General features: G+C 72.1%; 16 protein-coding genes. 3 read left to right on the forward strand and 13 right to left on the reverse strand.

Going from position 1 to position 18,206, the window contains the following annotated elements; genetic code table 11:
* Positions 1-114: 114 nt before the first annotated feature.
* From ACIBH3_RS14150 to ACIBH3_RS14170, 5 genes are all read right to left on the reverse strand, one after another.
* Positions 115-846 (reverse strand): ABC transporter ATP-binding protein, encoded by a 732-nt coding sequence (locus ACIBH3_RS14150; protein ID WP_396312205.1) that lies wholly within the window; start codon positions 844-846, stop codon positions 115-117.
* On the reverse strand, positions 843-2,621 hold the full coding sequence (locus tag ACIBH3_RS14155) for an ATP-binding cassette domain-containing protein (protein ID WP_396312206.1): 1,779 nt from the start codon (positions 2,619-2,621) through the stop codon (positions 843-845). The genes ACIBH3_RS14150 and ACIBH3_RS14155 overlap by 4 nt, the downstream gene beginning before the upstream one ends.
* On the reverse strand, positions 2,608-3,468 hold the full coding sequence (locus ACIBH3_RS14160; RefSeq protein WP_396312207.1) for a branched-chain amino acid ABC transporter permease: 861 nt from the start codon (positions 3,466-3,468) through the stop codon (positions 2,608-2,610). The genes ACIBH3_RS14155 and ACIBH3_RS14160 overlap by 14 nt, the downstream gene beginning before the upstream one ends.
* Before the next feature lie 33 nt (positions 3,469-3,501).
* Positions 3,502-4,788 carry an ABC transporter substrate-binding protein gene (locus ACIBH3_RS14165; protein WP_396312208.1) on the reverse strand — a complete coding sequence of 429 codons (1,287 nt, stop codon included), beginning with the start codon at positions 4,786-4,788 and terminating at the stop codon, positions 3,502-3,504.
* A gap of 585 nt (positions 4,789-5,373) precedes the next feature.
* Positions 5,374-6,309, reverse strand: a complete 936-nt coding sequence (locus ACIBH3_RS14170; RefSeq protein WP_396312209.1) for a helix-turn-helix domain-containing protein — start codon at positions 6,307-6,309, stop codon at positions 5,374-5,376.
* A gap of 284 nt (positions 6,310-6,593) precedes the next feature.
* Between ACIBH3_RS14170 and ACIBH3_RS14175 the strand changes: the two genes are divergently transcribed.
* Together ACIBH3_RS14175 and ACIBH3_RS14180 are read left to right on the forward strand one after the other, a co-directional pair.
* Positions 6,594-7,553, forward strand: a complete 960-nt coding sequence (locus ACIBH3_RS14175) for a phenylacetaldoxime dehydratase family protein (protein WP_396312210.1) — start codon at positions 6,594-6,596, stop codon at positions 7,551-7,553.
* A 245-nt stretch (positions 7,554-7,798) separates the two neighbouring features.
* On the forward strand, positions 7,799-8,479 hold the full coding sequence (locus tag ACIBH3_RS14180) for an alpha/beta hydrolase (protein WP_396312211.1): 681 nt from the start codon (positions 7,799-7,801) through the stop codon (positions 8,477-8,479).
* A 306-nt stretch (positions 8,480-8,785) separates the two neighbouring features.
* Here ACIBH3_RS14180 and ACIBH3_RS14185 read toward each other — a convergent pair whose 3' ends face one another.
* Genes ACIBH3_RS14185 through ACIBH3_RS14220 form a run of 8 tightly spaced genes read right to left on the reverse strand, consistent with a single transcriptional unit; the run spans position 8,786 to position 16,382 of the window.
* Positions 8,786-9,970 (reverse strand): 4-hydroxybenzoate 3-monooxygenase, encoded by a 1,185-nt coding sequence (locus ACIBH3_RS14185; protein WP_396312212.1) that lies wholly within the window; start codon positions 9,968-9,970, stop codon positions 8,786-8,788.
* On the reverse strand, positions 9,970-11,106 hold the full coding sequence (locus ACIBH3_RS14190; RefSeq protein WP_396312213.1) for an alpha/beta fold hydrolase: 1,137 nt from the start codon (positions 11,104-11,106) through the stop codon (positions 9,970-9,972). The genes ACIBH3_RS14185 and ACIBH3_RS14190 overlap by 1 nt, the downstream gene beginning before the upstream one ends.
* Positions 11,103-12,476 (reverse strand): 3-carboxy-cis,cis-muconate cycloisomerase, encoded by a 1,374-nt coding sequence (pcaB, locus tag ACIBH3_RS14195; protein ID WP_396312214.1) that lies wholly within the window; start codon positions 12,474-12,476, stop codon positions 11,103-11,105. The genes ACIBH3_RS14190 and pcaB overlap by 4 nt, the downstream gene beginning before the upstream one ends.
* A complete protein-coding gene (gene pcaG, locus ACIBH3_RS14200) occupies positions 12,460-13,002 on the reverse strand; it encodes a protocatechuate 3,4-dioxygenase subunit alpha (protein ID WP_396312215.1) in 543 nt (180 codons plus the stop codon). The genes pcaB and pcaG overlap by 17 nt, the downstream gene beginning before the upstream one ends.
* A complete protein-coding gene (gene pcaH, locus ACIBH3_RS14205; protein ID WP_396312216.1) occupies positions 12,999-13,769 on the reverse strand; it encodes a protocatechuate 3,4-dioxygenase subunit beta in 771 nt (256 codons plus the stop codon). Before pcaH ends, pcaG begins: the two co-directional genes overlap by 4 nt.
* Before the next feature lie 8 nt (positions 13,770-13,777).
* Complete coding sequence (locus ACIBH3_RS14210) at positions 13,778-14,968, reverse strand: thiolase family protein (RefSeq protein WP_396312217.1); 1,191 nt, start codon at positions 14,966-14,968, stop codon at positions 13,778-13,780.
* Positions 14,965-15,615: a CoA transferase subunit B gene (locus tag ACIBH3_RS14215; RefSeq protein WP_396312218.1), complete on the reverse strand. Its 651-nt coding sequence runs from the start codon at positions 15,613-15,615 to the stop codon at positions 14,965-14,967. The genes ACIBH3_RS14210 and ACIBH3_RS14215 overlap by 4 nt, the downstream gene beginning before the upstream one ends.
* A complete protein-coding gene (locus tag ACIBH3_RS14220; protein ID WP_396312219.1) occupies positions 15,615-16,382 on the reverse strand; it encodes a CoA transferase subunit A in 768 nt (255 codons plus the stop codon). Before ACIBH3_RS14220 ends, ACIBH3_RS14215 begins: the two co-directional genes overlap by 1 nt.
* Positions 16,383-16,493: 111 nt before the next feature.
* Here ACIBH3_RS14220 and ACIBH3_RS14225 point away from each other — a divergent pair, with 111 nt between their 5' ends.
* Positions 16,494-18,167, forward strand: a complete 1,674-nt coding sequence (locus ACIBH3_RS14225) for an IclR family transcriptional regulator C-terminal domain-containing protein (protein ID WP_396312220.1) — start codon at positions 16,494-16,496, stop codon at positions 18,165-18,167.
* The last annotated feature ends 39 nt before the right edge of the window (positions 18,168-18,206 follow it).

The following is an 18,206-nucleotide window of genomic DNA, read 5'->3' on the forward strand; positions in this document are numbered from 1 at the left end:
GGTGGATGAGCTACTGTTCTGACTCCCCGCCCCCAATGGCCGGCCGGCTCGGCATGGTTGCGGCGCGTCGGCCGTCCGGGAGCCGACATCGGCGGCGCGGTGAAGGCGCCCGTGTCACACCGACAGGTAGGCCTTGTGCAGGACTCCCGGACTGGCTTCGAGCTCGGCCGGTGTTCCGGAGAACGCGATGCTGCCCCGGTCCAGCACATGCACCGTGTCAGCGATCGGCAGCACCAGGTGGGCGAACTGCTCCACCAGCAGGACCGTGATGCCCCGCTCGGTGAGCGAACGGACCACGGGCAGCAGCCTGGCGACGACGATCGGAGCGAGTCCCAGACTCAACTCGTCGAGCAGCAGCAGCCGGATGCCGGTGGCCCGCTTCGATGCCGGGCTCAGCAGGGCCCGGGCGAGCACCAGCATCTGCTGTTCGCCGCCCGACAGCAGCCCGGCACGGACGTGCATCCGCTTCTCCAGCTCCGGGAACGGCCCCAGCGCCTCGGCGTGCCTCGCCCGGGGCGCGGACACCAGGAGGTTCTCCGCCACGGTGAGGTCCGCGAAGACCGCACGCCCCTGCTCCACGTGGCGGATCCCCAGCCTGGCCCGGCCGGCCCGGGACAGCCCGGACACCTCCCTGCCGTCGATGCGGATCCGGCCGGCCCGCGGCGTGACCAGCCCGGAGACCGCGTCCAGGAGGGTGGTCTTGCCCGCGCCGTTGGCACCCAGCAGGACGGCCAGTTCGCCGGCGCGCACGGCCAGGTTCACGTCGCGCAGGACGTCTCCCGGGCCCCGGCTGACCGCCAGGTCGCTGATGTCGAGCATCCGGCCCGTCGTGGGAGCACCGCTCATGAGAGCACCACCCTTTCCTGGTCGCCGGAGAAGGACGACTCTCCGGGGGGGTCTTCCGCCCGCGTGCCGAGATAGGCACGTGCGACGGCGGGGTCGGCCAGGACTTCGGCCGGTGTGCCGTGAGCGATCACCCTGCCGAAGTCCAGTGCGGTCGCCTCGTCACAACATGTGGCGACCAGTTCGATGTCGTGTTCCACCAGCAGGACCGCGCAACCGAAGCGCTCGGGGATGGCCGCGATGCCGACGCCGAGCCGTGCGGACTCCTTGGCCGAAAGCCCGGCTGCCGGCTCGTCGAGCAGCACCACCGAGGGTCTGCTGGCCAGGGTGGCGGCCACCTCGACCAGCCGCCTGGTGCCCACGTCCGTCGATGCCACCTTGGTCGACGCGTCCGGGCAGCCGAACGCGTCGAGCAGCTCAAGGACGAGCCTCCTGTCCGCGTGACCACGGCCGGAGAGGACGAGGTACTGCCCGATGGTCAGCTCCGGGTTCACCCGGCCCTGCTGGAAGGAGCGTCTCAGGCCGAGGCGGGCCCGCTGGTGCGGTGGAACGCCCAGCAGCGTCACGTCACCGAGCATCACCTGGCCGGCGGTCGGGGTGACGAAGCCCGAGAGCACGTCGATCAGGGTGGACTTCCCCGCTCCGTTGGGACCGATGAGGCCGTGCACCGTCCCTTCAGTGATCGTCAGATCGGCTTCCCGGACTGCCTTCACGGCGCCGTAGGCCACGCTCACGCCGGTCGCCCGGAGAGCCGCTCGGTCGCTGCCGGCCACCGGACGTGGCCGCTCGGGCCGGGTCGCCGCGGCCGCTGCCACGTCGCCGGCCGCGGCTGACCGGGAGGTACCCGGCCGCCTCGCGCGGAAGGCAGCCCTGAGCCCGCCGGCGATGCCGTCGGAGCCAGCGGCGAGCGCCTGCAGCGCCGCCAGGGCGAACAGGCCGGGGGCGATGTCCTGCGGCAGGCCGAGCTGGCGCAGGACTTCGGGGATGAAGGTCGCCGCCAGACCCGCGAGGAGTGCGCCCTCGAAGTACGCCGACCCGAAGGCCACGGCCGCTGTGAACACGGTGATGGAGGCCATGGGTTGGAAGCCGATGCCACTGAGCACGCCCAGCTGGCCTGCCATCAGCGCGCCACCGAGCCCGGCGATGAACGCGCTGACGGCGAAGGCCAGCAGCTTGGTCGTCGTCACGCTGTAGCCGAGGGCCGCGGTGGCCCGCTCGCTGTCACGGACCGCCGTCCAGCGCGCGCCGGTGCTGCGTCGCGACACGGCCGCCAGGGCCACACCGACCACGGCGAGCACACCGGTGGAGAGCAGGAAGTAGCCCGGTTCCGAGGCGGCGAGGGAGGGTCTGGCCACCGGGTTGCGCTCGGCGGCGCCGGGGAAGCCCTGGTCGAACACGACCACGGCCACCGCCCCGCCGAAGGCCAGCGTCGCCACCGCCAGGTTCACCCCGCGCAACCGCAGCGCCGGCAGTCCGATCGCCACGCCCACCGGCACGGCTGCCAGTGCCCCCAGGAGCACGAGGAGGAGGAACGGCAGCCCGGTGTGGACGTTCAGCCAGCCGACCGTCCAGGCCCCGATGCCCGCGAAGGCCAGTGGGCACAGTGCGACCATTCCGGCGCGCCCGTGGACTACACCCACGCTCAGCGCGATCAACGCGTTGAGCACCGCGCCGGTGGCCAGGTACACCCAGTACGCGGGCAGGCCGGACGTGGCACCCGCCAGCGCCAGCAGCAACATCGGAGCGACTACCACCAGCTTGGTGTCAGCGAACTTCATCCCACACCTGCTTCCGTTGCGACCACAGGAGGGCCACGATCACGAGGAGGAAAGGCAGCACGGCCTTGTAGTCGGCAACGGCCGGCCAGCTCACCGACAGCGACTCGACGGCGCCGAGCACGAGCCCGCCTACCACGGTCGCGGTCACACTGCGGAAGGCCCCGACGAGGGCGGCCGCGAGCGCGGGCAGGATGAGCATGCCCAGGGTGCGGAAGTCGTCGGACCGGGCCGGGGCGATCAGCAGCAGTGCCGCACTCGACATCGCGCCGGTGAACGCCCACATCCCGAGCGACAGCAGCCGCACCCGCACGCCGAGAAGTTCGGCCGTCGCGGGCCGCGCCGACACCGCGCGCAGCACGGCTCCCAGCCGGGTACGGGCGAGCACCAGGGCCGAGCTCGCGGCCAGCAGCACGCCGAGGGCGAGCAACGTGACCGTGTCCAGGCCCACGGTCGCGCCGCCGGCACGCACCGTCGTCGACGGGACGACGGCGGCGACCGACAGGGGTACGTCACCGAACAGTCTCAGCCCGAGGGTGAGCAACCCGACCGTGACAGCGATCATCGCCGTGGCCCGGACCGCCGTCTGGCTGTCCTTGAACAGCCAGGCCATCAGGGCCCCGACGAGAAGCGAGAGCACGGTGCCGGCCAGCAGACCCACGAGCGCCGCGGAGGTCGCCGTCAGTCGAAGCGCGTCATAGGCCTCGGCCGCCGTGTAGGCACCGAACGCGCCGAGGGCAGCCTGGGAGAAGTTCAGTACACCCGTGGTCCGGAACAGCAGGACCACGCAGCAGCCGATGATCGCGTATGCGGCTCCGGGCGCCAGCCCGGCCGCGATGAGTTGCACCATGATGTGCCGCCTCCTTGAGCGCGCCGAAGCCGGTCAGCTGCCGGCCGGGAGGGTGACCCATTGGTCGGTCGCGCCGGTCCACGCGCCGTTCTTGAGCACCATGAACTTGCTCGACCGGTTGGGCGCGTGCTCGGCGGCGGTGCCGAAGGAGTACGGCGAGCCGATCATCGGGGTCTCGTACGAGGTCAGCGTGGCGAGCTGTGCGCTGACGCTCTGTCGGTTCACCTCGCCCGTCATGGCCAGGAGGGTGTCCTGCGCGATGGTCGCGGCCAGGTAGCCGCCCTGAGCGAACGACGTCAGCGGAACGCCGTTCCTCACCATCAGCCCTCGCCAGTCCCTCAGGGGAGCGGAGTCGGCGTTGCCGAAGGGCTCGAACTCCGAGTTGGTCTGCAGGCCTTCGCCCGCGGTGTGGAGCTGGTCGGCCACGTTGTCGGTGTAGTAGGAGGTCAGGCCGATCCAGGTGATGTCGGTCAGTCCGTTCGCCTTGACGGCCTTGCCGACGGCCAGTGCTCTGGCCTCCGGGCCGTCGAGGACCACCGCGTCGCAGGCGGCGTTCCTGGCCTGGAGCAGCAGCGGGGTGACGTCGTCCGTCGACTTGCCGACCGCGCCGGCGTAGGTGAGCTTCTTGCCGGTGGCCTTCTCCCAGCGGGTGGCTGCGGCGTCGAAGGCCGAGGCGAAGCCGGGGACGTCGAAGAGCCTGATCCGGCAGATGTTCTGCTTCTTGAGGATCTCGCTGGCGTAGTACAGCGAGAGCGTGACACCGGTGAACGGACCGGTGTTGACCGGCGAGATGTTCGGGGAGCTGTAGCAGACCGGGTCGACGCCGATGCCCTGGATGGAGTCGATCTTCTGCTTGGCGTAGTACCCGGCGTTGACCGCGCACTCCAGCAGGCTGGCGCTGCCCACGTTGAGCACCACCTGCTGCTGTTCCACCAGGCGCCGGGCGACCTGCGCGGCGGTGGTGGGATCGCCCTGGTCGTCCTCGACGGTGAAGTGGACCGGGCGGCCGCGCACGCCTCCACAGATGTTGAGCCGGTCGAAGACCGCCTTCGCCGCCTTGGGCACCTCGGGGAAGGTACTGGGGCCGGTGAGCGAACTGATGTTGCCGATCTCGATCGGGGTGCCGGTGGCCTCCTTGGGTGTCAGATCCGTGGGGCACCGCGCGGCCTGGGCCGAGTCCTCGGCCCGGACGCCGCCGGCGGAGCCGGAGCGGGCGCAGGAGACGGAGCCGAGCAGCAACGCAGCCGTGGCGGCCACCGCCGTGGTCCGCAGCACGCGGCGCGCGGTTCGTCCTGGTCGCGAAGCAGGGAACATGGTCATTCGGGATCTCCAGGGGTGGGCAGGAGGGAGACAGCCCGACGCGGGGGCGTCGGCGTCAGACCGGGGGCGGGGGTCGGGGGTCGGAGCGGAACGACCGGGGCGGCACGGGCCGTGGGCCGGACCTGCGGTGTGCTGACGTGCGCGGACACGCTCGGGCCGACGGCGGCGAGCCGTGGGTTCGACGCAGGAGTGTCCGTTGGGGTGGGTGCGCCGCGCCCGGCAGCTGCTTTCGGGGGTTCGCCGGTGTGTTCGGCCGGGTGCTCGGCGCCGTCCCTCGGCATCGGCCCGGCGGCCGGGTGCCGGGGCGCGCTCGGCCCCTGTGATGCGGCCGGTCCTGAGCGGGTGGGGGGTACAGAGACGGCTACGCCTGCCGGATCGCGGTTGCGTAAGTGCCGTCGCCTCTCGTGGAGAGGCAGCCCGGCTCCGACGGAGAGGCGGCGACACGACGGGCACCGCGCGTGCCGGCCTCCATGTGACCGGGGAAGCGAGGTGCCGCCACGTTAGGAGTCGGCGACGCCCTCGGTGCGGCGTTCCGGGCACAGGCTTGCGGCGTTGCCGGAACCACGCGGGCCGCACACCCAGGGCTCAGCCAGGACGCCCGCCGGCACGCAGGTCGGACGGGGTCGTGCCGTACCGCCGGACGAAGGCGCGGGTGAAGGTGGTGCGGTCGGTGAACCCGGACTGGGCGGCGATGCCCGCGATGGTGCGGTGCGACTGGCGGGGATCGGTCAGTGCGCGGTGTGCCGCCTTCAGCCGCTGGTCGCGGAGGTACGCGGCGGGTGAGGTACCGCTCTCCGCGAACAGGTCGGCGGCATAGCGCGGAGATATGCCTTGCCGCCGGGCGAGGACGGTGGGTGTGAAGGCCGGGTCGGTCAGATTCTCCAGCACACAGCTGCGCATCGCCTGTAGCAGGGCCTGCCTGCCCCTCGGCGCGGAGGGCTCCCCGCCGACGGTGGCACGCAGTGCGGTGGCCAACAGGTCGATGGTGGTGCAGCCGAGCTCGGCCCGCTGCTCCGGGGCGAGGTCCTGCGCGACACCGGCCAGCTCACGCAGGAACGCCGCGAGGACCCGCGCGGCGGGGTGGTGGGCGGGCAGTGTCCGACCGGACAACTCGTCGATGCCCTCGACCCGGTCCCGCAACGGCCGCCTGGGTATCTGCAGCACGATCTCCCTGCTGTCGGCGGGGAAGTTCAGCCGATACGGGCGGGTGGCGTCGAACAGGGCCCCCGCCCCCGGCAACAGCACGGCCTCCCGCTCGTCCTGGAGGCCCACCCCGGCGCCCCCGAGGTGAAGCGAGAACAGGTAGTCGTCGCGGGGCTCGGCCCGCGTCAGCCGGGGCGTGCGCAGCACCGACGAGTGCCCCTCGGTACGAACGTCCGTCACGCTCACCCCGGGTAGCAGAACAGTCTGCTCGACCGAGCCGCGGAACGAGGCGCACATGTTCGCCAGCGAGAGCGGTACCAGGCTCTGGCTGATCACGTGTGCCCATTCCTCGGCGCTGTCGGCACGGAGCGCTCCCATGGACGCGACTATACGGGCGGGACGGACATAACGAAACGTCCCTTATGTTCCTCGGCCCGGGAGCGCACGCCGCCGGCCGGGTCGACCTCGACCGCCGCCCCGGGGGCGCTCCCGGTCAAGTCCCGGTGCACCGACGGACAAGAAGTGAGCCCCGCTCACCCCTAGCCTCCAATCACGCCGAGCACGGCCCGAACAGGAGTCGACATGCCCAGAACCGGCCCCCCGGCCACACTCCCCGCGTCCCCGCCTACACCGTCCGCTTCCCGGAGGGCACCGAGGCGTTCGTGTTCGCCCAGTACGCCTGCCAGGCGGATTCGGCAGCGGAAGCCGCACGGGGCGCCGCCGCACTGGCGGACCTCTTCACCGGACCGCACCGGCCGGACGTGCTGGACCGCGGATCGTTCGTCGACACCGCCGGGTCGCACAACGCGGTGTGGCTGGCGTACTGGCACGACCCGCAGGAGCACCGCCGGTGGCAGGAATGCGGCCCCGTCCGCTCCGTGTGGGACGGGCTGCCCGACGAGGGACCGGTGGGCCACTGGCGCGAGGCCTGCGTCATTCCGCTGGAACGCAACGAAACCCTGCACAGCCACCGTCACGAGGACATCGCGACCAGCGGTCTCTCCCAGCACGCGGCGGTCGAGATGCCTGAGACCCCGGTGCACGACTACTGGGGCGCCGCCCGTGACCGTATCGCCGCGTCGGCCACCGAGACGCTGGAGCCGGAACTGCCGGTCTTCGAACCGGACCTCTCCCGGGACGGCGGTACCCGCGGCCGACGTGTAGTCGTGGAGGTACCGGACAACGTCACGCTGATCCGTACCGCGCAGGACTGGTCTGCCAGCACGGCGTACCGCGAGAAGTACCTGGCCGATGTCAAGCCGGTCAAGGACCGGGGCGTCGACTTCCTCGCGGCGAACGCGGACTCCGGCTGCATCGCGGCCCGCAACCTCATCGAGGAGTCGGCCGACGGCACCCCGCTCGACCGTGCCTGCACCATCGCCTGGTTCGCCTCACTCGAGCACCTGATGACCTGGTGCCGGTCGCATCGCACCCACCTGGAGATCTACGCCAGCTTCTACCAGATGGCGAGTGGCGGAGAAGCGCCGCTGGATGTCGCGTTCTGGCACGAGGTGTCGGTGCTGCCCAGCGGGTCGGTCACCGCCGAGTACGTCAACTGCCATCCGGGGACGGGCTTCCTGCCGCTTCCCGGCCACCGTCACAGCGTGGCCGAGAAGGCCTGACGAGGGGTCGGCACCGAGGCCGGGGTGAGGTGACCCGATGCGAGGAGGCTGCTCGATCGGGTGAAGCGGCGGCGCGGACCTGGTCCCGCGCAGCCGTCCTCGCCCGGTCCGTGGTGCGGTGCCGACCTGGCGACGCCGCGCGCCGGATCCTCACATTCCAGTCCCTGTCCGCGCCACCCCTCGGCAGTCGAGGGTGGCGCGGACAGTCACCGTTCAACTGTTCCCACCTACCGGAGGTATACGTCATGACCACCATCGTTCTCGTCCACGGCCTGTGGGCCGACGGCTCTGCCTGGAGCGAGACCATCACCGAGCTGCGCGCACTGGGCCACGAGCCGATCGCCGCCCAACTCCCGTTGGACTCGATGGAGGACGACATCACCGCCGTACGCCGGGTGCTGTCCACCGTCGACGGGCCGGTGCTCCTGGTCGGCTGGTCGTACGGTGGCGCGGTCATCACCAACGCGGCCGTCGGCCAGGACCACGTCAAGGCCCTCTCCTACATCGCCGCCTTCGCGCCCGACCAGGGAGAATCGGTCAGCGACATCGCGCACCGCAACCCCGGCAGCGTCATCCGCGAGCACATCAGGGTCACCGACGACGGCCACTCCTACATCGACCGGCCCGCCTACGGAGAGGTGATAGCCGCCGACGCCCCCGCCGCACGCACCGCCCTGGCCGCAGCCGTACAGAAGCTCCCCCGCCTCGGTATCGACAGTGCCCCCTCCGGTCCCCCCGCCTGGCGCCAGGTCCCCTCCCACTACCTCGTCGCCACCCAGGACCGGGCCCTGCCCGCCGCCACACAGCACGAGCTCGCCGCCCGGATCGGCGCACAGACCACCGAGTGGGACACCGGGCACGGCCCGATGTACGCCCTCCCCAAGGAGCTCGCCGCCTACCTGCACTCCCTCACCCAGAACCTGTGACACTCCCCGGGTGATTCCGGCTCGGTCAGGCTCCCGACGTGGTTCCTGACCGAGCCGGCCGCGTGTAGCGGCCGAGGCGTCCCAAGGGGTGCAGGGTGTGTCCGCCGGCGGTGTCCGACCGGCTTCGACCCCCGCACCGCTCGGCGGCGCCTCGGCCGCCGACGTGCGTTCACGCCCTGCCGGGGACTCGTCCGCCATCGTCCTTCCGCACGCTGAACGCCACCACGCCCGCCCCCGACGTCGTCTGCGGGGGCGGGCGTGGTGGCGCGCGGGGTCGGCCGCGGCGCCCGGCCGGGGCCGTGCGGGTCAGCGCGTAAGCGGCAACCCCGTGTAGTTCTCGGCGAGTTCCGCTGCCGCGTGCTTCGAGGTCGCCACCCGTTCCAGCTGCGACAGCTGCAGCCGCGTCTCGAAGGGCGACTGCTCAGGGTTCGTGTGCAGCGTGGTCGTCATGAAGTACGAGAAGTGCTCGGCCCGCCAAACCCGCCGCAGACACGTGTCCGAGTACGTGTCCAACAGCTCGGTCGAACCGGTCTCACGCCACCGGGTCAGCGCGCGGGCCAGCACGATCACGTCGGCTGCGGCCAGGTTCAGTCCCTTCGCTCCGGTCGGCGGAACGATGTGCGCCGCGTCGCCCGCCAGGAAGACCCGGCCGTAGCGCATGGGCTCGGTGACGTGACTGCGCATCGGCAGCACCGCCTTCGAGAGGACGGGTCCGCGCTCCAGCTTCCAGCCGGGATCGGTGTCGGTCGCGAACCGGGCGTCCAGCTCGTCCCAGATCCGCTCGTCCGACCACTGGGCGGGGTCGGTGCCGTTCGGCACCTGGAGGTACAGGCGGCTCACGGACGGCGAGCGCATGCTGGCGAGGGCGAAGCCCCGCTCCGAGTGTGCGTAGATCAACTCCTCGTACACGGGCGGTGCTTCGGCAAGGACGCCGAGCCAGGAGTAGGGGTACGTCCGCTCGTAGGTGGTCCGCACGGAGTCGGGCACGGCGTTGCGGGTCACCCCGCGGAAGCCGTCGCAGCCGATGACGTAGTCGCAGGTGAGGCTCTGATCCCGGCCCTCGTGCCGGAAGCGGACGACCGGGCTCGCGGTGTCGGCACCGTCGATGGAGGTCACCTCCGCCCCGAACAGCAGTGGCCCGCCCTCGGCGAGTTGGAGGGCGATGAGGTCCTTCACGACCTCGGTCTGCGCGTACACCGTCACGCTTCGCCCGCCGGTGAGCGAGGGGAAGTCGATGCGGTGCGCGCGGCCGCCGAAGCGCAGTTCGATGCCGTCGTGGGACATGCCCTCGCGGTCCAGCCGGGCGCCTGCCCCGACGGCGCGCAGCGCGTCGACGGTGGCCTGCTCGAGGATTCCGGCGCGCTGTCGCTGCTCCACGTAGGACCGCTCGCGACGCTCCAGCACGACGCTGTCGATCCCCGCTCCGTACAGCAGCCTGGCCAGCAGCAGACCGGCCGGGCCGCCGCCTATGATGCCGATGGTCGTACGCATCAGTACGTCCCTTCTTCTTCGAGCTCTCTGAGGACGAGGCCCGCCACAGCGAAGGCGGAGTTGGCGGCGGGGACCCCGCAGTACACCGCCGACTGCAGCAGGACCTCGCCGATCTCCTGCGGGGTCAGGCCGTTTCGGACGGCCCCCCGGACATGCAGGGCGAGCTCCTCCGCCTGGCCCCCCGCGACGAGTGCGGTGAGGGTGATGCAGCTGCGCGTACGCCGGTCCAGAACGTCGCTGGTCCAGATCTCGCCCCAGGCGTAACGGGTGATGAAGTCCTGGAATCGCGCGGTGAACGGGGTGGTCCGGGCGGTGGCCCGGTCGACGTGGTCGTCGCCGAGTACGGCGCGGCGCACGGCGGTACCGGGGGATCCGGTCCAGCCGGCTCCGAAGTGTGCCTGCAGTGCGCCGAGTACGGCCTGCGGCTGCTCGACACTCGCCAGGTGTGCGGCGTGGGGCAGTTCGAGCAGCCGGGCGTGGCCGATGCCGTCGGCGAGTTCGCGGGCGTGGGCCGGAGGGGTGGCCGGGTCCTCCCGGCCGGCGATGACGAGCGTGGGCGTGGTGATGCGCGACAGGTCGGCGCGCAGGTCCAGGGTCGCGAGGAGGTCGCAGCAGATGGCGTAGGCCTCGCGGTCGGTGCGGCCCTGGCCGGCGACGAACGCGTCGGCCCGCGCGAACGCCGGTGTGAACCACCGGGCGGGAGCTGTCGCGGCGATCGGGTCCGTGCCGTGTGCACGCACCAGCTCGGCACGCTCCAGCCAGGGCCCGGGCTCCCCGAACCGGGCGGAGGAGCAGACCAGCGCGAGGGAGGTCGTCCGGCCGGGGTGGTGTGCGGCGAGCCAGGTGCCGACGGCGCCGCCGAGGGAGATGCCCGCGTACGCGAAGGTGTCGACGCCGAGTTTGTCGGCGAGGTCGAGGACGAGGCGGGCGAGCTCGGCGATGCCGGCCCCGGCCGGCAGCAGGTCGGCCGGGGAGCCACCGTGGCCGGGGAGGTCCCAGCGCACGACCCGCCACTGCCGGGCCAGCGCCGGGACCTGGGGGTCCCAGACGGACAGTGAGGTCCCGAGGGAGGGCCCGAGTACGAGCACGGGGGCGTCGGCCGGGCCGTCGATGCGGTGGTGGAGGGTGGGGGTCATGGGGTGTCCTGGGATTCAGGGTCGGGTGCGGCCTGGTGGGTGTTCGTGCCGGCCGGGGCGCAGCCGCGCGCGAGAGCGCGGTCGACCAGGGCGGGCGCGGAGCCCAGGTACCCGGTTGCGTCGGCCAGTCGGGTGAGAGTCTGCGCGGGGAGCCGGGTCGTCAGCTCCGGGTCCTGGAAGAGGTCGGTGCCCTGCCGTGACGCACGGCGTGCCGCGTCCGTCACCAGGTGGCGCGCCGCCGCGCGGCCCTGTGCCGGCTCGAGCTCCGTCAGGAGGCGTTCGGTGAGGATCAGTCCGCCCGTGAGGTCGAGGTCGGCCCGCATCCGGTCCGGGTGGACCACGAGGTCCGCGCACAGCGTCCGCGCCGTGTGCGCCGCCCCGCCCGTCAGCCGCAGGGCCTCGCGCAGGGGCAGCCATTCCGCGTGCCAGGCGCCTGCGGGGCGTTCGTCCTCCGCGACCAGCGAGCCCAGCAGGACCGACGCGAGCGCGGGCACCTGGCGGGCCGCGGCGGCGATCAGCGTGGCCCGTGCCGGGTTGCACTTGTGCGGCATCGCGGAGGAGCCGCCGCCGGCGCGCTCCGCCAGCTCACCCACCTCGGTGCGGGACAGCACCAGCACATCGGCGGCGATCTTCCCCAGTGCGCCGCTGCAGAATGCCAGCACCGCGCCCAGGTCCGCGACCGGGGTGCGCAGGACGTGCCACGGCAGCTCGGGCTCGGCGAGGCCGGTTTCCCGTGCGTAGGCGGCCAGAAGACCCAGGCCGTGGTCACCGAAGGCGGCCAGGGTCCCGGCGGCGCCCCCCAGCTGTGCCGGTAGTGAGGTCCGGACCCGCGCCAGCCGGTCGTGTGCGTCGAGTACGAGCGCGCGCCAGCCGGCGGCCTTGAGGCCGAAGGTGGTGGGGACGGCGTGCTGGGTGAGGGTGCGGCCCGGCATCGGAGTGCGGCGGTGCTCGGCGGCGAGTGCGCCCAGCACATTGGCGGTGTGCGTGAGGTCGGCGAGCGTCAGGTCCAGGGCCCGTGCGGCCATCAGCATGAGCGCGCTGTCCAGGATGTCCTGGCTGGTGGCGCCGCGGTGCACGAACTCCGCGTGCTCGGGCACCCGTTCGGCCACGGCGGCGGTGAGATCGGCGACGAGCGGGATCACCGGATTGCCCCCGGCCCGCGCCCGCAGGGCCAGGGACCGGGCGTCGAACCGCGCCGCGTTGCCCGCCACGGCGGTGACGGTCTCGCCCGCCGCCCGGTCCTGAGCGCGCGCGAGCGCCGCCTCAGCGTTCAGCATGGCCTGGAGGAAGGCCCGGTCACCCGTGGCCTCCTCCACCGGGCTTCCCGCCCACACGGGAGCGAGCAGCCCGGCGTCATCCGTGGAAGTCAAGGAAGACCGTCTCCTTCTCCCCTTGCAGGTGGATGTCGAAGCGGTACGCCCGCTCGCCGTCGGGCACCGCCGTCAGGGTGGACCTGCGTTCCTCGGGAAGTCCGGCGAGCAGCGGATCGGCCGCCGCCTCGCCGACGTACGCCCTGGTGAACAGGTGGTGCAGCAACCCGCGGGCGAACACGCACACCGACAGGTACGGTGTCGCCCCCGGCGGTGGCAGTGCCGTGACGGCCCAGCGCCCGTCGGCGTCGGTCGGCACCCGGCCGAAGCCGGTGAAGTCCATGCCGTTGCGGCCGGCGAATCCCCCGGTGACCGGGTCGCGGCGCAGGGAACCGGGTCGGCCCGAGCCCTGCCAGAACTCCAGGAGCGCGTCCGGCACCGGATCGCCGTTCCCGTCGCGTACACACCCGTGCACCCTGATCGTGGCGGGGTGTCCGGCGGGGGCGATGTCCGCGCCGCCGGGGAACGGGAGGGCGTAGCCGTAGAAGGGGCCGACGGTCTGGGAGGGAGTGGGGGAAGGCGTCATGGCCCCTCCTCGGGGTCCGGGAGCGTGGCGGCCGGGCCGTCGAGCACGATGTCCCAGCGGTAGCCGAGGGACCACTCGGGGATCGACAGTTCGTGCTCGTACGCGGCGACGAGCCTGGCCCGCGCCGAGGGGTCGGTGACCGACTGGAGGATCGGGTCGTACGGGAAGAGGGGATCGCCCGGGAAGTACATCTGCGTCACCAGGCGCTGGGCGAAGGCCCTGCCGAACAGTGAGAAGTGGATGTGGGCGGGCCGCCAGGCGCCCACGTGGTTGCGCCACGGATACGCCCCGGGCTTGATCGTCGTGAACGCGTAGGTGCCGTCCTCGTCGGTCAGGCAGCGGCCGGCTCCCGTGAAGTTGGGGTCCAGCGGGGCCGGATGCCGGTCACGCTGGTGCGCGTACCTTCCTGATGCATTGGCCTGCCAGATCTCCACGAGCTGGCCGCGGACGGGCCGTCCCGAGCGGTCGAGGATCCGCCCGGTGACGGTGATGCGCTCGCCGAGCGGCTCTCCGGCGTGTTGGCGGGTCAGGTCCGCGTCGAGTTCGGTGACATCGGTGATGCCGAAGACCGGACCGTGCAGCTCCCTCGCCTCCGGGTCGTCCACGGCGACGAGCGGCCGACGCGGGTGGCGCAGGGCGCTGCTGCGGTACGGGGCGAAGTCACGGGCCGGGTGGTGCGGTGCGCGAGCCCCGTCCGTGACCGCCCCGGCGGCGCACTCGTGGGCCGTGTCGATCTCCGCGCTGATCTGCTTCTGGGTAGGGATCATGGGGCGTGTCACCTTTCCAGGACTAGTGCGAGGCCCTGTCCCACGCCGATGCACAGCGTCGCGAGGCCGGTGCCGGATCCCGCGGCGGCGAGCTGGTGGGCGACGGCGCCCGTGAGCCGCGCTCCTGAGACACCGAGCGGATGGCCGAGGGCGATGGCCCCGCCACGCGGGTTGACGACGGCCGGGTCGAGACCCGGCAGCTGGTTCACACACGCCAGCGCCTGGGCCGCGAAGGCCTCGTTGAGTTCCACGGTGGCCAGTTCGCCCAACTCCCGGCCGGCCTTCCTCAGGGCACGGCGGACAGCCTCGACGGGACCCGCTCCGAAGTACTGCGGCTCGATACCGGTGACGGCCGAGGCGCCGATACGGGCGAGCGGTTCGCGACCGGTGGCGCGCAGCCCGTCCTCGTCCACGAGGAGCAGTGCGGCCGCCCCGTCGTTGAGCGGGGAGGAGTTGCCCGCCGTGACCGTACCGTCCGTGCGGAAGACCGGCTTCAGCTTGGCCAGTGCCTGTGGCGACGTGCCGTCCCGGATGCACTCGTCCCGGGCCAGGTCCACCCCGTCGACGGGCACCACCTCACCCTCGTACAGGCCGTCCGACCAGGCACGGGCGGCCTTGCGGTGGCAGGCGAGGGCGAACGCGTCCTGTGCCTCGCGGTCGATCCCGTACCGCTCGGCGAGCAGCTCCGCGCCCTCGCCGAGAGCGACCGTCCACTCCTCGGGCATCCGGGGGTTGACCATCCGCCAGCCCAGCGTCGTCGAGTACATCTGCTGATGCCCGGTGGGGAAGCCACGCTCGGGCTTCTGCATCACCCAGGGGGAGCGGCTCATCGACTCCACACCGCCCGCGACGGCGATCGACGCGTCACCGACCGCGATCGCGCGAGCGGCCTGGATCACCGCCTCCATACCGGAACCGCACAGCCGGTTCACCGTCGTACCGGGCACGGACACCGGCAGACCGGCGAGCAGCACGGCCATCCGGGCCACATCACGGTTGTCCTCCCCGGCGCCGTTCGCATTGCCGAAGAAGACGTCGTCGATCCGGGCCGGATCCAGCTCCGGCGTACGGGAGACCAGGGCACCCAGCACCCCCGCGGCCAGATCATCGGGACGCACACCGGCCAGCGCACCGCCGTACCTGCCGATGGGGGTGCGAACGGCGTCCACCACATACACGTCACGCAGACGGTCGCTCATGTCAGCTCCTTCACGGACACGCCCGAGACGGGCGCAGCCGTCCTCTGTCGTATGTCCTCGGCGGTGACGCCCGGAGCGGTCTCGACGAGGACGAGTCCTTGCGCCGTCACGTCCAGGACGCCGAGGTCGGTGATGATGCGGTGCACGCACGCCCGGCCCGTCAGCGGCAGCGTGCACTCCTGGACGATCTTCGGGGCGCCGTCCTTGGTGGTGTGATCGGTCAGGACGATCACCCTGCGGGCGCCGTGGACGAGGTCTATCGCGCCACCCATTCCTTTGATCATCTTTCCGGGAACGGACCAGTTGGCCAGGTCGCCGCCCGCGGAGACCTGCATGGCTCCCAGGACGGCCGTGTCGACATGGCCGCCGCGGATCATGCCGAAGGACAGCGCGGAGTCGAAGAACGCGGCGCCGGGACGGATGGTGACCGTCTCCTTCCCGGCATTGATCAGATCCGGGTCGACCTCGTCCTCGTACGGGTACGGTCCGACACCGAGGATCCCGTTCTCGGAGTGGAGGACGACGTCCACGCCGGCCGGAAGGAAGTTCGGTACGAGCGTGGGCAGCCCGATGCCGAGGTTCACATACGAGCCGTCGGTCAGTTCGGTGGCCGCGCGCGCGGCCATCTCCTCGCGTGTCCAGCTCATCAGCGTCCTTCCGCCCTTCGTACGGTCCTTCGTTCGATGTCCTTGCTGACGGCCTGCTGCGGGGTGAGCGCGAGCACCCGCTGGACGAACACGCCCGGTACGTGGATCGCGTCCGGGTCCAGCTCCCCCGGCTCGACCAGCTCCTCCACCTCGGCGATGGTGACCCTGCCTGCCATCGCCACGAGTGGGTTGAAGTTCCGGGCGGCCTTGCTGAGGACCAGGTTTCCGTGCCGGTCGCCCTTCGCGGCCCGCACGAGGGCGAAGTCGGTGGTGATGCCGTGTTCGAGGATGTGGTCACGGCCGCCGAAGGCACGGACCTCCTTGGCCGGGGACGGCAGGGCCACCGAACCGTCGAGGGCGTACCGCCAAGGCAGTCCGCCGTCCGCGACCTGGGTGCCGACGCCGGCGGGGGTGAAGAAGGCGGGGATGCCGCAGCCTCCGGCGCGCAGCCGTTCGGCGAGCGTGCCCTGCGGCACCAGCTCGACCTCCAGCTCACCCTGCAGGTACTGGCGGGCGAACTCCTTGTTCTCGCCGATGTACGAGCCGGTGACACGGGCGATGCGGCGCGCCGCGAGCAGGATGCCGAGTCCGCCGCCGTCCACACCGCAGTTGTTGGAGACCACGCCGAGTCCGGTGGTGCCGCGGGCGTACACCGCCTCGATCAGCACGTTCGGCACCCCGCTCAGACCGAATCCGCCGACGGCGAGCGAGGCGTGATCCGGGATGTCGGCGACCGCCTCGGCGGCCGACCGTTTGACTTTGTCCATGGAGGGCTTCGCCACCTCTTCCGAAAGTTCGCCAGGTGAACTAGACTTCATTCCTGACCCGCCCTGAGTGTGTGCGCACCCGGCGCGCATGTCAACGCCCCTGGAGCAGCAATGCCAGCCACCCCGGCAGACGACCCGACCACCGCACCGGCCGAGGCCGTGGGGCCACTGATGCGCGGGATCACCGTGCTGCGCGAGATCAACGACGCGGGCGGACGGATGAGCCTCAGCGACGTCGTCCGCACCACGGGGCTCGCCCGCTCCACGGTCGACCGGGTCGCGGCGACCCTCGCACGCATGGGCTATCTGCGACTGGACGGGCACGAGGCGAGGCTCGCGCCGCAGCTGATGGAGCTCGGCAACGCCTATCTCGCCGCACTCGGGCTGCCGCAGCGGCTGGGCCCGCTCGCCGAACGGCTGGCCGGAGAACTCGACGAGTCGGTCTCCCTCGCCGTACCCGACGGGGACTGCATCCGCTTCGTGCACCAGAGCACCCGGCGCCGCGCGATGTCGCTGACCTTCCGGATCGGTGACCTGCTGCCGGCGGAACGCACGGCGCCGGGGCCGCTGTTCGCCGTGGCGTGCTGGACGGAGGAGGACTGGGCCGCGTGGCGCGGGCGCCGGGCGATGGCCCCGGAGGGCCGCCGATTCCCCGCCGTGCCACCGCGCGCCGAAGGCACCGCCGCCAAGGACTTCGAGGACTTCCAGGAGCGGGCCGCCCAAGCCACGCTGGACGGCTACGCCCTGGACGACCAGCGCATCGAGCCCGGTCTGATCGCCCTCGCCGTCCCGGTCCGCGATCCGCAGGGCGAGCTGGCCTGCGCGGTCAGCGTGGTCAGCCACACCAGCCGGCACAGCGCCCGGTCACTGCCGCAGGCGGTCCTGCCCCGGGTACGAGAGACCGTGGCCGCGATGGAACACCAGCTGCTACGGCCCGAACCCCCGGCGGCGAAACCCGCCAAGGGCCTCGCCCACTGGACCACCGCCTCCAAGCAGGAGCTCGGCGCGGAGTTCGTGGAGTCCCTGGCCCGCGGACTCACCGTGATCACCGCATTCGGCGAAGGTCGGACGGACCTCTCGCTGAGTACGATCGCCGAGGCCACCGGGCTCGCCAAGGCCACCGCGCGACGCGCCCTCATCACCCTGGAGCACCTCGGCTATGTGACGTCGCGGGACCGCCGCTTCCGGCTCACCCCCCGCGTGCTCGACCTCGGCCATCCCCCGCTCTCCCGTACGACGCTCCCCGAGATCGCCGTACCCCATATGGCTCAACTGGTCGGCCGCGTCCATGACTCGGCGTCCCTCGCCGTGCTCGACGGCGACGACATCCGCTACACCGCCCGCGTCGCCACCGAACGCATCATGAGCGTCAACATCACCGTCGGCACCCGCTTCCCCGCGTATGCCGCCTCCATGGGACGTGTCCTGCTGGCCGGGCTCCCCGCGGACGAACGCACAGCCCACCTGGCCCGCGCCGACCTCCGCCTCCTCACCCCCCGCACCGTCACCGACCCCGCCCGCATCAGCTCACTCCTCGACCGCGTCCACCACGACGGCTACGCCCTGGTCGACGAGGAACTGGAGGAGGGCCTGCGCTCGATCGCCGTCCCCGTCCGCGACCGCTCGGGACGCACGATCGCCGCCCTCAACGTCGCCGTGCACAGCAGCCGCCGCACCACGGCGGCCTGCGTCACGGACATCCTCCCCGAACTGCGCGCCGCCGCGGCCCACATCGAAGCCGACCTCCATGTCGCCGCCCGCTTCACCCGCATCCCCGAGGCCTGATGCCACGCACCGAGCCCCTTCGGCGTTGCAGGGACGCGA

The sequence above is a fragment of the Kitasatospora sp. NPDC050543 genome, from assembly GCF_044457565.1.
In the GTDB taxonomy this organism is placed as follows: Bacteria; Actinomycetota; Actinomycetes; order Streptomycetales; family Streptomycetaceae; genus Kitasatospora.

Excerpts from the sequence above, each read along its gene's own strand:
- ACIBH3_RS14210 (WP_396312217.1), bottom strand. The coding sequence starts at position 14,968 with ATGAGCGACCGTCTGCGTGACGTGTATGTGGTGGACGCCGTTCGCACC.
- ACIBH3_RS14220 (WP_396312219.1), bottom strand. The coding sequence starts at position 16,382 with ATGGACAAAGTCAAACGGTCGGCCGCCGAGGCGGTCGCCGACATCCCG.
- ACIBH3_RS14185 (WP_396312212.1), bottom strand. The coding sequence starts at position 9,970 with ATGCGTACGACCATCGGCATCATAGGCGGCGGCCCGGCCGGTCTGCTG.
- ACIBH3_RS14170 (WP_396312209.1), bottom strand. The coding sequence starts at position 6,309 with ATGGGAGCGCTCCGTGCCGACAGCGCCGAGGAATGGGCACACGTGATC.
- ACIBH3_RS14165 (WP_396312208.1), bottom strand. The coding sequence starts at position 4,788 with ATGACCATGTTCCCTGCTTCGCGACCAGGACGAACCGCGCGCCGCGTG.
- ACIBH3_RS14160 (WP_396312207.1), bottom strand. The coding sequence starts at position 3,468 with ATGGTGCAACTCATCGCGGCCGGGCTGGCGCCCGGAGCCGCATACGCG.
- ACIBH3_RS14180 (WP_396312211.1), top strand. The coding sequence starts at position 7,799 with ATGACCACCATCGTTCTCGTCCACGGCCTGTGGGCCGACGGCTCTGCC.
- ACIBH3_RS14150 (WP_396312205.1), bottom strand. The coding sequence starts at position 846 with ATGAGCGGTGCTCCCACGACGGGCCGGATGCTCGACATCAGCGACCTG.
- ACIBH3_RS14155 (WP_396312206.1), bottom strand. The coding sequence starts at position 2,621 with ATGAAGTTCGCTGACACCAAGCTGGTGGTAGTCGCTCCGATGTTGCTG.
- ACIBH3_RS14225 (WP_396312220.1), top strand. The coding sequence starts at position 16,494 with ATGCCAGCCACCCCGGCAGACGACCCGACCACCGCACCGGCCGAGGCC.
- pcaG (WP_396312215.1), bottom strand. The coding sequence starts at position 13,002 with ATGACGCCTTCCCCCACTCCCTCCCAGACCGTCGGCCCCTTCTACGGC.
- ACIBH3_RS14215 (WP_396312218.1), bottom strand. The coding sequence starts at position 15,615 with ATGAGCTGGACACGCGAGGAGATGGCCGCGCGCGCGGCCACCGAACTG.
- ACIBH3_RS14190 (WP_396312213.1), bottom strand. The coding sequence starts at position 11,106 with ATGACCCCCACCCTCCACCACCGCATCGACGGCCCGGCCGACGCCCCC.
- pcaH (WP_396312216.1), bottom strand. The coding sequence starts at position 13,769 with ATGATCCCTACCCAGAAGCAGATCAGCGCGGAGATCGACACGGCCCAC.